We start from the raw sequence: 14,069 nt of genomic DNA, 5'->3' as shown, positions 1-14,069 counted from the left end.
ACCCGGTGAATACCTGCCATGTCGTGCGTATCCACGCTTCTCCACGTTTTCTAGCGGTAAATCCATGAAAAAAATCTTATTGATGCTTTTGTGCGTCAGCGTGCTGGGTTGCTCCAAAAACAGCGTCGAATCGGAAAAACCGGTCGACGTGCTCCTGATCGGTGGCGGCATCATGAGCGCCACCCTGGGTACCTATCTGAACGAACTGGAACCGGGCTGGACCATCGAGATGGTCGAGCGCCTGGACAAGGTCGCCGAAGAAAGCTCCAACGGCTGGAACAACGCGGGCACCGGTCACTCGGCGTTCTGCGAACTGAACTACACCAGCGAGGCCGCGGACGGCTCGATGGATATCAGCAAGGCGGTGGCGATCAACGAGAACTTCGAGATCTCCAAGCAGTTCTGGGCCTACCAGGTCGACCGCAAGGTGCTGAACGATCCGAAGTCGTTCATCAACAACGTCCCGCACATGAGCTTCGTCTGGGGCGACGACAACGTCGCCTTCCTCAAGAAGCGCCACGCCGCCCTGCAGCACAGCTCGCTGTTCCGCGGCATGGAGTACTCGGAAGACCCCGAGCAGATCAAGCAGTGGGTGCCGCTGGTGATGGAAGGCCGCGAGCCGGGGCAGAAGATCGCCGCCACGCGCATGTCGATCGGCACCGACGTCAACTTCGGCGAGATCACCCGCCAACTGGTGGGCTCGCTGTCGGCCAAGGACACCTTCAAGCTGCGCCTGCAACATGAGGTCCGCGACCTCAAGCGCAACGACGACAACACCTGGACCGTGACCATGGCCGACCTGGCCAATGGCGACAAGGAAACCAGCGTCAAGGCCAGGTTCGTCTTCATCGGCACCGGCGGCGGCGCGCTGAAGCTGCTGCAGATGTCCGGCATCCCCGAGGCCGAAGGCTACGCCGGCTTCCCGGTGGGCGGTTCGTTCCTCGCCACCACCAACCCGGACGTGGTCAAGCGCCACCTGGCCAAGGTCTACGGCAAGGCTTCGGTGGGTTCGCCGCCGATGTCGGTGCCGCACCTCGACACCCGCATGATCGACGGCAAGCCGGTTCTGCTGTTCGGTCCGTTCGCCACCTTCTCCACCAAGTTCCTGAAGAACGGCTCGCTGTGGGACCTGCCGGGCTCGGTGACCAGCGGCAACATCGGCCCGATGTTCAACGCCGGCATCGACAACTTCGATCTCAGCCAGTACCTGATCGGCCAGCTGATGCTCAGCCAGGACGACCGCATGGCCTCGCTGCGCGAGTACTTCCCGGAAGCCCGCGACGAGGACTGGAAGCTGGTGCAGGCCGGCCAGCGCGTGCAGATCATCAAGAAGGACGCCGAGAAAGGCGGCGTACTGCAATTCGGCACCGAAGTGGTGACCGCAGCGGACGGCTCCGTCGCCGCCCTGCTCGGCGCCTCGCCGGGCGCCTCGACCGCCGCGCCGATCATGCTGTCGGTGCTGGAGAAGGCCTTCAAGGACAAGGTCGCTACCCCCGAGTGGCAGGCACGCCTGAAGGAAATCGTGCCGTCTTACGGGCGCAAGCTGAACAACGACATCGAGCTGACCAACAGCACCCGTGCCTGGAGCAGCGAGCGCCTGCAACTGATCCACGTGCCGGTACAGCCGGAGGCCTGATCGGCCACCGACGCGCGCGCATGAAAAAGCCCGGCAATAGCCGGGCTTTTTTGGGTTGGCGTTCGCCTTGCGGGGCGGCGCATCGGCGGATAACGCCGCTGGCGTTATCCGCCCTACCCGACAGGCAGCGCCGCCCACAAAGTCACTGTGGGCCGTAGGGCGAACAACCGCTCGCGGTTATCCGCCGGAACCTGCATGTCACCGATTGCGCCCTCCCGCGATATCACGCCCCTCCTTCGAGCCTGGCCAGGCGCTCCTCCAGCGCCGCCAGGCGCGTCTCCAGCTCGGCGATCCGCGCTTCCGCATCGGCCGACAGAGCGGCCGGCGCGGCGCGTTCCGGGTCGCTGCCCATCGCCTCCACGGCGGCCTCGAGGTCGGCCTGGCTGCCGAGCAGGTGCATGTAGCGCTCCTCGCGCTGCCCGGCGCGACGCTCCAGGTGCACGGCCAGGCCACGGCCGGCGAGGCGTTCCAGGTGGTGGCGGATCTGCTCGACGTCGTCGAAATCGTGCAGGCGGTTGCTGCGGGTGAGCAGTTCGTTGAGGGTCTGCGGACCACGCAGGAACAGCAGGCCGAGCAGCGCCACCTGTGGCGCCACCAATTCCAGGCCCTTGCCCAGGGTGTGCTCCCAGCGGTCGGCGCGGCTGCCCATCACCAGCCTGACCAGGCCGCGCCCCTCGAGCTGGCGCAGGCTCTGGCCGACCTGGCCGGGCGTGAGGTTCATCACCGGATCGCGGCTGGTCTTCTGGTTGCAGGCGAGGACCAGGGCATTGAGGGTCAACGGATAGGTTTCCGGGGTGGTCGCCTGCTTCTCGACGAGGCTGCCGAGAATCCGTGCATCGACGGCGCTCAGCGGGTCGTCGACGAACGGCGAGTTGGGCTCGGTGGACATCGCTACATCCCTATGCAAGGAAAAAGGCGCCTAGCCTAGCGCGAGTCGCCGGGGATGGCACGGAGCGTCATGTAAATAAAACCCATGAGGCGAGCCCCGACCTGCGGGGCCCGCCGTCGCGCACGGGCTCAGCGTACGGCTTCGAACAGCCCGCTGGCGCCCATGCCGCCGCCGACGCACATGGTCACCACGCCGTAGCGCAGGTTGCGCCGGCGCAGTTCGCGGACCAGATGACCGACCTGGCGCGAGCCGGTCATGCCGAACGGGTGGCCGATGGCGATGGAGCCGCCATTGACGTTGTACTTCTCGTTGTCGATCTCCAGCCGGTCGCGGCAGTACAGGCACTGCGAGGCGAAGGCTTCGTTGAGTTCCCAGAGATCGACGTCAGCGATCTTCAGCCCCTTCGCCTTGAGCAGCTTCGGCACCGAGAACACCGGACCGATGCCCATTTCGTCCGGCTCGCAGCCGGCCACGGTGAAGCCACGGAAGAAGGCCTTCGGCTCCAGGCCCAGCGCCAGCGCTTTCTCCAGGCTCATCAGCAGGGTCATCGAGGCGCCGTCGGAGAGTTGCGAGGCGTTGCCGGCGGTGACCGAACCGTCCTCGGCGAACGCCGGCTTCAGCGAGGCCAGGCCTTCGAGGGTGGTGTCCGGGCGGTTGCAGTCGTCGCGGTCGACCACTCCGTCGAGCACCTGCTTCTCGCCGCTGGCCTTGTCCTCCACCGCGTAGCGGGTGGTCATCGGCACGATCTCGTCGGCGAACAGCCCGTCCGCCTGGGCTCGCGCCATCCGCTGCTGGCTCTGCAGGGCGTAGGCGTCCTGGGCCTCGCGGGTGATGCCGTAGCGACGGGCGACGATCTCGGCGGTCTGCCCCATGGGGTAGTAGATGCCCGGCACCTCCCTTTGCAGCAGCGGGTTCACCAGGTGGTCGGTGTTGACGCTCTTCAGGGTCAGGGTGATCGACTCGACGCCGCCGGCGACGATCACCTCGCTGCAACCGGAAGCGATCTGGTTGGCGGCGATGGCGATCGCCTGCAGGCCGGAGGAACAGTAGCGGTTGAGGGTCATCCCCGGCACCTGGATGCCGAGGCCGGAGAGCACCGCCACGTTGCGCCCGATGTTGTGGCCCTGGGCGCCTTCGTTGGAGCCGGCGCCAACGATGCAGTCATCCACCAGCAGCGGGTCGAGGTCGTTGCGCGCCAGCAGCGCGTCGACGCAGTGGGCGGCCATGTCGTCCGGCCGGGTCAGGTTGAACTTGCCGCGGAAGGACTTGGCCAGGCCGGTCCGGACGCTGTCGACGATCACCACTTCACGCATGGGGGTACCCTCGCTGTTATTGTCGGTCGGCCGCCGGGGCAGCGGCCGGATCGAGCGAGGATAAGGCGAGGCAATCGCGCGAGGCACCGATCATTCATCCGGCGTATGCGTCGCCATCCCCTGGAGAGGACGGCGCCGCATTCCGGCGGGCCTCACTTATCCCTCTTGTACGCCGCTTCGATGGCGTCGTTGATGGTGCGCAGCACCTTGACCCGGGCGAAGCGCTTGTCGTTGGCTTCGACCAGGGTCCAGGGCGCGATCTCGGTGCTGGTACGGTCGACCATATCGCCCACCGCGTCCACGTACTGGTCCCACTTGTCGCGGTTGCGCCAGTCTTCCTCGGTGATCTTGTAGCGCTTGTAGGGGGTTTTCTCGCGTTCCTTGAAGCGCTCCATCTGGGTCTGCTTGTCGATCGCCAGCCAGAACTTCACCACGATGATCCCGTACTCGCTGAGCTGCTCCTCGAAGTCATTGATCTCGCCATAGGCGCGTAGCCAGTCGGCCGGTGCGCAGAAGCCCTCGATGCGCTCCACCAGCACGCGGCCGTACCAGGAACGGTCGAAGATGGTGAACTGGCGACGCGCCGGAATGTGCCGCCAGAAGCGCCAGAGATAGGGCTGCGCACGCTCCTCTTCGGTCGGCGCGGCGATCGGCACGATATGGTACTGGCGCGGGTCCAGCGCGTCGGTGACACGGCGGATGGCGCCGCCCTTGCCGGCCGCGTCGTTGCCCTCGAACACCGCGACCAGCGAATGCTGGCGGAAGCGCTTGTCGCGGATCAGCCCGGCCAGGCGGGCCTGCTCGGCGGCGAGCTGCTCCTTGTAGGCGTCCTTGTCCAGGTACTGGCCCAGGTCCAGGGAGTCCAGCAGGCCGCGGTTGTCCAGGCTCGACACCAGCGGCGCGGCGTGCGGCTGGCGCTTGGCGCGCTCCTTGGTGGCCAGCGCGGCCTGCAACCCTTCGAGGAGGATGCGACCGACGGTCAGGGCGCGGTAGCGCTCGTCCACGCCTTCCACCACGTACCAGGGCGCGTAGTCCCGGCTGGTGCGGCGCAGCACGCGCTCGCCGTAATGCACGAAGCGGTCGTAGACCTCGCTCTGCTTCCAGTCCAGCGGACTGAGCTTCCAGCTGTGCTGCGGGTCCTTTTCCAGCGCCTTGAGGCGTTCCTTGAGCTGTTTCTTGGAGAGGTGGAACCAGAACTTGAAGAGCAGCGCGCCTTCGTCGCAGAGCATGCGCTCGAAGCGTTCGGCGGCATCGATGGCCTGATCCAGCTTGGCCTCCTTGATATGCCCCTCGACCCGCGCGTAGAGCATCTGGCTGTACCAGTTGCCGAAGAAGATACCGGTCCGCCCCTTGGGCGGCAGGCGCCGCCAGAAGCGCCACTGCGGCGGCCGCTCCAGTTCCTCGTCGGAGGGACGGAGGAAGCTCTGCACTTCGATCAGGCGCGGGTCCATCCACTCGTTGAGGAGCTTGACCGTCTCCCCCTTGCCGGCGCCCTCGATGCCGTTGATCAGGATGATCACCGGGAAGCGCGCCTGCTGCTTGAGCTCGAACTGCGCCTCGAGCAGCGCTTCGCGCAACTCGATGACGGCCTTCTCGTAGGTGTCCTTGTCGATGCTGTGGCCAACTTCCGCGGATTCGAACATGGAGGTCTCCCTTAACCTGAGTCCTTCAAGGTAGCGGATCGGCGTGCGGCTGTCTGCGCGGCGCCGCGGCATGTTCGCGCAGCGCCTCGCCGCTGGCCGGCAAAGCCCCGTAAAATGCGCCATCCGCTTTTTCAGGTTCTCCCATGTCCGACTTCCAGCATGCCCAGCTCGACTGGGACGAAAACGGCCAGCCGCTATCCCGCGCCTTCGGCGACGTATATTTTTCCCGGCATTCCGGGCTCAACGAGACGCGCCATGTGTTCCTCGCCACCAACCGCCTGGCCGAGCGCTTCGCCGCGCTGGGCGACGGCGAGGTGCTGTGCATTGGCGAGACCGGCTTCGGCACCGGACTGAACTTCCTCTGCGCCTGGCAGCTGTTCGAGCGGGTCGCGCCGGCCGGCGCGCGCCTGGAGTTCGTCAGCGTGGAGAAATTCCCCCTCGCCGCCGCCGACCTGCGCCGCGCCCTGGCGCTATGGCCGGAACTGGCGCCCTGGAGCGAGGCCCTGCTGGGCCAGTACCTTGCCGTGCACCCGGGCTTCCAGCGCCTGGCGTTCGCGGGCGGAAGGGTCGGCCTGACCCTACTGCTGGGCGATGCCCTGGAGTGCCTGCCGCAGCTCGACGCGCGGGTCGACGCCTGGTTCCTCGATGGCTTCGCCCCGGCGAAGAACCCGGACATGTGGTCGCCCGTACTGTTCGCCGAACTGGCGCGACTGTCGGCGCCGCAGGCGACCCTGGGCACCTTCACCAGCGCCGGTTTCGTCCGCCGCGGGCTGGTCGAGGCCGGTTTCGCCATGCAACGGGTACCGGGCTACGGACAGAAGCGCGAGATGCTCAGCGGCACCTACCAGGGGCCGCCGGCGAACGCCGGCAAGCCCTGGTACGCACGCCCCGCGCCCCACGCCGGGCGCCGCGCGGCACTGGTGGTCGGCGGCGGCCTGGCCGGCTGCGCCAGCGCCGCCAGCCTCGCCGCGCGCGGCTGGCAGGTGACCCTGATCGAACGCCATCCCGGCCTCGCCCGGGAAGCCTCGGGCAACCCCCAGGGCGTGCTCTACCTGAAACTCTCGGCCCACGGCACGCCGCTGTCGCGCCTGGTGCTCAGCGGCTTCGGCCATACCCGCCGGCTGCTCGAACGCCTGCGGCGCGGCCACGACTGGGACGCCTGCGGCGTACTGCAACTGGCCTTCGACGCCAAGGAAGCGCAACGCCAGGCGCAACTGGCCGCAGCCTTCCCCGCCGACCTGCTGCACGGCCTGGAGCGCGAGCAGGCCGAGCGCCTCGCCGGCGTCGCCCTGCCCGCCGGCGGCCTGTTCTATCCCGAAGCCGGCTGGGTCCATCCGCCCGCGCTGTGCCAGGCCCTGGCCGCCACCCCCGGGATCACCCTGCTGAGCGGCCGGGCAGTACGCCTGCGCCGCGAGGGCGACGACTGGTGCGCCTACGCCGGCGACGAATGCCTGGCCCGCGCGCCACTCGCGATCCTCGCCACCGCCGCCGACATCCGCGACTTCCCGCCCGCCGCCGAGCTGCCGCTGAAGCGCATTCGCGGGCAGGTCACCCGCCTGCCGGCCACCCCGCAAAGCCGGGCGCTGCGCACCGTGGTCTGCGCCGAGGGCTACGTCGCACCGCCGCGTGGCGACGAACACACCCTCGGCGCCAGCTTCGACTTCAAGAGCGAAGACCTGGCGCCAACCCTCGCCGAACACCAGGGCAACCTCGAACTGCTGCGGGAAATATCCCCCGATCTGTTGCAGCGCCTGGGCGCCGACGACCTGCCGCTGGAGCGCCTGGAAGGCCGCGCGGCATTCCGCTGCACCAGCCCCGACTACCTGCCCCTGGTAGGCCCGCTGGCCGAGCGCGCGGCCTTCGACGAGGTCTACGCGGTGCTCGCCCGCGACGCCCGCCAGGTGCCGGAGCGTGCCTGCCCCTGGCTGCCAGGCCTGTACCTGAACAGCGGCCACGGCTCGCGCGGGCTGATCAGCGCGCCGCTGTCCGGCGAACTGCTGGCGGCGTGGATCTGCGGCGAGCCGCTGCCGCTGCCGCGCGCGGTGGCCGAGGCCTGCCACCCGAACCGCTTCCTGCTGCGCGACCTGGTGCGCGGGCAGCGCGGCTGAAGCCCCGGGCGCACCGATTTGCGCTACCCTTCGGGCCTGCCGCACGCGCAGGCCATACCGGACCACCGGCTGGCTCACCCGCGGAAATAGTTGATCGACGATGGATGTACTGCTCTTCGAATCCCTGGGCATCGGCGCCGTTCTCGGCCTGCTGCTCGGCCTCACCGGCGCCGGCGGCTCGCTGGTCGCCCTGCCCCTGCTGCTCAGCCTGCACCTGCCGCTGCGCGACGCCATCGGCGTGAGCCTCGGCGCGGTCGCCCTGTCGGCGCTGATTGGCGCCATTCCGCGCGCGCGCCAGGGCCAGGTGGCCTGGCGGCCGGTGCTGGTCCTGGCGCTGGCCGGCCTGCCGAGCAACGCCGTCGGCCAATGGCTCGGCCGCTTCGTCCCGGAAGGCGTGCTGATCGTCGCCTTCTGCCTGCTGGTGCTCTGGTCAGCCTGGCGCATGTGGCGCGGCGCCGGGATGAAACGCGAGGCCAGCGACCAGGCACGGAGCCTGCCGCTGCTCGGCATCGGCCTGGCGGTCGGCTTGCTGTCGGGATTGATGGGCGTGGGCGGCGGCTTCCTGGTGGTGCCGGGGCTACTCTGGTTCACCCCGCTGTCGATGATGGCCGCCACCGCCACCTCGATGGCGGTGATCGCGCTGGTCTCCGGCGGCGGCTTCCTGATCTACCTGACCGGCGCCCACCCGCCGCTGCCGCTGCTCGGCGGCCTCGCCGCCGGCGGCGCGGTCGGCGTGCTCGGCGGCAACCTGCTGGCGCAGCGCCTCGGCGGCCCGACCCTGCAACGCCTGTTCGCGCTGATGCTGGTGGCGGTGAGCTTCTCCCTGGCGGCGCAGAAGCTCTACGGCGGGTAGCTTTCCTCGGCGGCCGGGGCACCGGGGAAGCGGCGTTATGCGCCCTGCTCGACGGTCATGCCATGTCGTCTGGCGGATATCGCTGGGTCGGCGGATAACGCCGACGGCGTTATCCGCCCTACGCGGAGGTCACGCCATGGCGTACAACGCGCTTGTCCACCAGGCATCGGCAGGTTCGCCAGGTAAAGACCGCCGACGCGACTGTCTTTCGTAGCGAACCTGGCGCCCTCACTCTTCTTCGACGTCCTCTTCCGGCAAGCCGAACAGGTCGGCCGCGCGCAGCAGCGCGGCCAGCAGGCCGTGGCGCTCCCACTCGGGCAACGCGGCGAAGCGCTCGATCACGTACTCCGGCAATAGCGGCGGCGCCTCCGCCAGGGCTTCGTGGCCGGCCGGGTCGAGGTGCAGCCAGGACTTGCGCCGGTCCTGTTCGTCGCGCCGACGATAGAGCAGGCCGCGTCCTTCGAGGCGATCGAGCACGCCGGAGAGCGATGCCTGGGACAGGCTGACCAGCTTGGCCAGTTGCGTCGCGGTCAGTTCTCCCTCCACCGCCAGGACATGCAGGATCAGCAATTGCAGCGGGGTCAGGCCACCGTATCGGCTGAGACGCTTGGAGTGGATTTCGGCGGCCTGCTGGAGACCGCGGATGGCGCGGAAAATAGCGAGCGAATAGGTATCGGCAGCGGTCTTATTACTTTCAACCATAATAAATTCTTCGTTAAGGGTCCTGATAGGCCCGGAAAATTCGTATAGAACTCCTTCCAACTGTAACGGTCCTCTGTTAGGTAAGTCATGTACCCGGAAGGGGTACGCAACCCACTTCCCCAACGGAGAACCGGTAAGGAATATGTGCGGCATATCAGGAGAGTTTCGTTTCGACAACCAGGCAGCCGACCTCGCAGCGGTCGAACGCATCACCCACCACCTGGCCCCTCGCGGCCCCGACGCCTGGGGCTTCCACGCCCAGGGTCCGATCGCCCTCGGACATCGACGGCTGAAGATCATGGACCTGGCGGAAGCTTCCGGCCAACCGATGATCGATCCCGATCTCGGCCTGGCCATGGTGTTCAATGGCGCCATCTACAACTACCCCGAACTGCGTGGCGAACTGGAAAGCCTTGGCTATCGGTTCTTCTCCGGCGGCGACACCGAAGTTCTCTTGAAGGGGTACCATGCCTGGGGCGCCGATTTATTGCCCCGGCTCAATGGGATGTTCGCCTTCGCCGTCTGGGAGCGCGATCGCCAGCGGCTGTTCCTGGCCCGTGACCGACTCGGCATCAAGCCGCTCTACTACAGCCTCGACCGCTCGCGCCTACGCTTCGCCTCGAGCCTGCCGGCCCTGCTCAAGGGCGGCGACATCGCCAGCGACCTCGATCCGCAGGCGCTGAATTTCTACCTCAACTTCCACGCCGTGGTTCCCGCCCCGCACACCTTGCTGGAGGGCGTGAAGAAGCTGCCGCCGGCGACCTGGATGAGCGTCGACCTCGACGGCAGCTGCGAGCAGCGCACCTGGTGGACGCTGGACTACGGCCCACGCCCGGACGAGCGCGAGCTGACGCTCGACGACTGGCAGGAGCGCGTCCTCGACGGCCTCCGCGAAGCGGTGGCGATCCGCCAGCGCGCCGCCCGCGAGGTCGGCGTGCTGCTCTCCGGCGGGGTCGATTCGAGCCTGCTGGTGGGCCTGCTGCACGAAGCCGGGGTGGACAACCTGCTGACCTTCTCCATCGGCTTCGAGGATGCCGGCGGCGAGCGCGGCGACGAGTTCCAGTATTCCGACCTGATCGCCGAGCGCTATCACACCCGCCACCATCGCCTGCGCATCGGCGAGCACGAAGTGATCGAGCAGTTGCCGGCGGCCTTCCGCGCCATGAGCGAGCCGATGGTCAGCCACGACTGCATCGCCTTCTACCTGCTCGCGCGGGAAGTCTCGAAGCACTGCAAGGTGGTGCAGAGCGGCCAGGGCGCCGACGAGCTGTTCGCCGGCTACCACTGGTATCCGAAGGTGGATGGCGCCGACGACGCCTTCGCCGCGTACCGCGCGGCGTTCTTCGACCGCGACCACGAGGAATACCTGGCCACCGTCGGCGAGCGCTTCCGCGTCGAGGACGTCGCCGGGCGCTTCGTCCGCGACCACTTCGCCAGCCCCGGCGCCGAGGCCGCGGTGGACAAGGCGCTGCGCCTGGATAGCACGATCATGCTGGTCGACGACCCGGTCAAGCGGGTCGACAACATGACCATGGCCTGGGGCCTGGAAGCCCGCGTGCCGTTCCTCGACTACCGCCTGGCCGAGCTGTCGGCGCGCATTCCCGCCCGCTTCAAGCTCGGCGACGGCGGCAAGCAGGTGCTCAAGGGTGCCGCGCGCAAGGTGATTCCCAGCGAAGTCATCGACCGGCCCAAGGGTTACTTCCCGGTGCCCGGCCTCAAGCACTTGCAGGGCCGCACCCGCGAATGGGTACGCGAACTGCTGCTCGACCCGAGCCAGGACCGCGGCCTGTTCCAGCCGGCGATATTCGATCGCCTGCTGAGCGATCCGGACGGCGACCTCACACCGCTGCGCGGCTCCAAGCTGTGGCAGCTGGCCGCCCTCAACCTCTGGCTCAGCGAACAGGGACTTTGAAAATGGGCCCCCAACGCAGGGGCCCGAACCAGGAGCGATCATGAAAGGCCACTTGCATCTGCCTCACCCGCACAACCAGCGCCTGCAACGTATCCAGGCGCCCACCTACGAACGCCTCCAGGCGCGTCTCGCCGAAGATCACAGCGAGCCCACCGAGAAACCGCTGAGCATCCACTGCGGCTGGGGCCGCCTGCTGATCGGGCAGACCTACCCGGACGCCGAGGAACTGGCCCGCGACCTGTTGCAGGAAGCCCCCGGCGAACGCGACATCGCGCTCTACGTGGCGGCGCCGCAGCAGGTCCTGGCCCACGCCCCGCAGCAGCTCTTCCTCGATCCCTCGGATACCCTGCGCCTGTGGTTCACCGACTACCGCCCGGCGCGCCGTCCGCCACGCGGTTTCCGCATCCGCCGGGTGCATACCGAGGAGGACTGGGCGGCGATCAACCGCCTGTACCTGGCGCGCGGCATGCTTCCGGTGCAGACCGAGCGCCTCAGCCCGCGCCACCAGGGCGGGCCGATCTACTGGCTGGCCGAGGACGCCGACACTGGCGTCGCGGTAGGCACGGTGATGGGCCTCAACCACGCCAAGGCGTTCCAGGATCCGGAGGGCGGCTCCAGCCTCTGGTGCCTGGCGGTGGACCCGCAATGCAGCCGGCCGGGCGTCGGCGAGGCGCTGGTACGGCACCTGGTCGAGCACTTCATGAGCCGCGAACTGGCTTACCTCGACCTCTCGGTGCTGCACAACAACCAGCAGGCCAAGGCGCTCTACCGCAAGCTCGGCTTCCGCGAACTGGCGACCTTCACCATCAAGCGCAAGAACGGCATCAACCAGTCGCTGTTCCTCGGCCCCGGCCCGGAGGAAGACCTCAACCCCTACGCCCGGATCATCGTCGACGAAGCCCACCGGCGCGGCATCGAGGTGCGCGTCGACGACGCCGAGGGCGGCCTGTTCACCCTGACCCAGGGCGGCCGGCAGATCCGCTGCCGTGAATCGCTCTCCGACCTGACCACGGCGGTAAGCATGACCCTCTGCCAGGACAAGGTCCTCACCCACCGCGCCCTGCAGCACGCCGGCCTGCGCCAGCCACAGCAGCGCCTGGCCGGCAGCGCGGAGGAAAACGCCGCGTTCCTCGCCGAGCACGGTTCGCTGGTGGTCAAGCCGGTGGACGGCGAGCAGGGCCAGGGCGTGGCGGTGGACCTGCGCACCGCGGAAGAGGTCGAGGAGGCCATCGAGGCCGCCCGCCATTTCGATTCGCGCGTGCTGCTGGAGAGCTACCACGCCGGCCACGACCTGCGCGTGCTGGTGATTGGCTACGAGGTGGTGGCCGCCGCCATCCGTCGTCCCGCCGCGGTGATCGGCGACGGCCGGCACAGCATCCGCGAGCTGATCGAGGCGCAGAGCCGCCGGCGCCAGGCCGCCACCGGCGGGGAAAGCCGCATCCCGCTCGACCACGAGACCGAGCGCACCCTGCGGGCCGCCGGCTATGGCTACGACGACGTGTTGCCCAGCGGCGAACACCTGGCCGTGCGGCGCACCGCCAACCTGCACACCGGCGGCATCCTCGAGGACGTCACCGACGCCCTCCATCCGGCCCTCCGCGAGGCCGCGATCCAGGCCGCGCGGGCCCTGGAAATACCGGTGGTGGGCCTGGACTTCCTGGTCGAGGCCGCCGACCAGCCCGACTACGTGATCATCGAAGCCAACGAGCGCGCCGGCCTGGCCAACCACGAGCCGCAGCCGACCGCCGAACGCTTCGTCGATCTTCTCTTCCCCCTCAGCCGCGAGGTGCCTTCATGACCCCTCTGCCACAACCGGACCTCAACTACCTGCAACGGGTGCTGCTGGAGATGCTCGCCATCCCCAGCCCCACCGGCTTCACCGATACCATCGTGCGCTATGTCGCCGAGCAGCTCGACGAACTTGGCGTGCCCTTCGAGATGACTCGCCGGGGAACCATCCGGGCGACCCTCCAGGGCCGCCTGAATACCCCTGACCGGGCGGTTTCCGCGCACCTCGACACGATCGGCGCGCTGGTCCGCGAGATCAAGCCCAACGGCCGCCTCGGCCTGGCCCCGGTAGGCTGCTGGTCGAGCCGCTTCGCCGAGGGTAGCCGGGTCACGGTGTTCACCGAACAGGGCGTGTTCCGTGGCAGCGTGCTGCCGCTGCTGGCTTCGGGCCACGCCTTCAATACCGAGGTGGACAACCTGAAGATCAGTTGGGACAACATCGAGCTGCGTCTCGACGCCTATACCGCCAGTCGCGCCGACAGCGAGAGCCTGGGCATCTCGGTGGGTGACTACGTGGCCTTCGATCCGCTGCCGGAGTTCACCGAGAGCGGCCATATCAGCGCCCGCCACCTGGACGACAAGGCCGGGGTCGCGGCGCTGCTGGCGGCGCTGAAGGCGGTCAAGGAAAGCGGCCAGGAGCCGCCGATCGACTGCCACCCGCTGTTCACCATCACCGAGGAAGTCGGCTCCGGCGCCGCCGGCGCCCTGCCCTGGGACGTCAGCGAGTTCGTCGGCATCGACATCGCCCCGGTGGCCGAAGGCCAGAATTCCAACGAGCACAGCGTCAGCGTGGCCATGCAGGACTCCGGCGGGCCCTACGACTTCCATCTGTCGCGGCACCTGCTGCGGCTCGGCGAGCGCCACGACATCGCCCTGCGCCGCGACCTGTTCCGCTACTACCACAGCGACGCGCAGTCGGCGATCGCCGCCGGCCACGACACCCGCGCCGCGCTGCTGGCGTTCGGCTGCGACGCCACCCACGGCTACGAGCGCACGCACATCGACAGCCTCGCCGCGCTGAGCCGCCTGCTAACCGCCTACATCCTCAGCCCGCCGGTCTTCGCCAGCGACGCCAAGCCCCGGGAAACCTCGCTGGAACGCTTCAACAAGCAGCTCGAGCATCCGGTGCACATGGAAAGCTGCACCCACGTCCCGCCGGTGGACGAAGTGCTCGACAGCAGCAACAACAGCGACAAGGGCTGAGCCCGCGCCGGCCTCCCCGCCC

At 68.3% G+C, this 14,069-nt stretch carries 10 protein-coding genes; 6 read left to right on the top strand and 4 right to left on the bottom strand.

All coding sequences use genetic code 11. The features are described from left to right. Nucleotides 1-64: 64 nt before the first annotated feature. Nucleotides 65-1,636, top strand: coding sequence for a malate:quinone oxidoreductase (locus ACM0M4_RS08615; protein ID WP_054376107.1), 1,572 nt, complete (start codon nt 65-67; stop codon nt 1,634-1,636). A 223-nt stretch (nt 1,637-1,859) separates the two neighbouring features. Here the strand turns inward: ACM0M4_RS08615 and ACM0M4_RS08610 are convergent, their stop codons facing one another. From ACM0M4_RS08610 to pap, 3 genes are all read right to left on the bottom strand, one after another. Further along, nucleotides 1,860-2,525, bottom strand: coding sequence for a YceH family protein (locus ACM0M4_RS08610; RefSeq protein ID WP_003091932.1), 666 nt, complete (start codon nt 2,523-2,525; stop codon nt 1,860-1,862). 128 nt (nt 2,526-2,653) lie between these two features. Next, nucleotides 2,654-3,838 (bottom strand): thiolase family protein, encoded by a 1,185-nt coding sequence (locus ACM0M4_RS08605; protein ID WP_003102299.1) that lies wholly within the window; start codon nt 3,836-3,838, stop codon nt 2,654-2,656. A gap of 152 nt (nt 3,839-3,990) precedes the next feature. Further along, complete coding sequence (gene pap, locus ACM0M4_RS08600) at nt 3,991-5,481, bottom strand: polyphosphate:AMP phosphotransferase (protein WP_003122193.1); 1,491 nt, start codon at nt 5,479-5,481, stop codon at nt 3,991-3,993. Between the two features lie 143 nt (nt 5,482-5,624). Between pap and mnmC the strand changes: the two genes are divergently transcribed. After that, nucleotides 5,625-7,589 (top strand): bifunctional tRNA (5-methylaminomethyl-2-thiouridine)(34)-methyltransferase MnmD/FAD-dependent 5-carboxymethylaminomethyl-2-thiouridine(34) oxidoreductase MnmC, encoded by a 1,965-nt coding sequence (gene mnmC / locus ACM0M4_RS08595; protein WP_003117538.1) that lies wholly within the window; start codon nt 5,625-5,627, stop codon nt 7,587-7,589. A gap of 100 nt (nt 7,590-7,689) precedes the next feature. Beyond that, nucleotides 7,690-8,442, top strand: a complete 753-nt coding sequence (locus tag ACM0M4_RS08590; protein ID WP_003117537.1) for a sulfite exporter TauE/SafE family protein — start codon at nt 7,690-7,692, stop codon at nt 8,440-8,442. 228 nt (nt 8,443-8,670) lie between these two features. On the opposite strand, the gene ACM0M4_RS08585 is transcribed toward ACM0M4_RS08590, so the two are convergent. Next, nucleotides 8,671-9,144: a MarR family winged helix-turn-helix transcriptional regulator gene (locus ACM0M4_RS08585; protein ID WP_221345528.1), complete on the bottom strand. Its 474-nt coding sequence runs from the start codon at nt 9,142-9,144 to the stop codon at nt 8,671-8,673. A 142-nt stretch (nt 9,145-9,286) separates the two neighbouring features. On the opposite strand from ACM0M4_RS08585, the gene ACM0M4_RS08580 reads away from it, so the two are divergent. From ACM0M4_RS08580 to ACM0M4_RS08570, 3 genes are read left to right on the top strand one after another with little or no spacing between them, the layout of a single operon-like run. Continuing rightward, on the top strand, nt 9,287-11,056 hold the full coding sequence (locus ACM0M4_RS08580) for an N-acetylglutaminylglutamine amidotransferase (RefSeq protein ID WP_003106635.1): 1,770 nt from the start codon (nt 9,287-9,289) through the stop codon (nt 11,054-11,056). Nucleotides 11,057-11,096: 40 nt separating this feature from the next. Beyond that, complete coding sequence (gene ngg / locus ACM0M4_RS08575) at nt 11,097-12,854, top strand: N-acetylglutaminylglutamine synthetase (protein ID WP_003111433.1); 1,758 nt, start codon at nt 11,097-11,099, stop codon at nt 12,852-12,854. Then, entirely contained in the window at nt 12,851-14,047 is a 1,197-nt protein-coding gene (locus ACM0M4_RS08570; RefSeq protein ID WP_003111432.1) for an osmoprotectant NAGGN system M42 family peptidase, read from the top strand. Before ngg ends, ACM0M4_RS08570 begins: the two co-directional genes overlap by 4 nt. Nucleotides 14,048-14,069: the final 22 nt, after the last annotated feature.

It is taken from the genome of Pseudomonas sp. 18-147 (assembly GCF_051048045.1).
Lineage (GTDB): Bacteria > Pseudomonadota > Gammaproteobacteria > Pseudomonadales > Pseudomonadaceae > Pseudomonas > Pseudomonas aeruginosa.
This window is presented reverse-complemented; position numbering and strand designations above follow the sequence as displayed.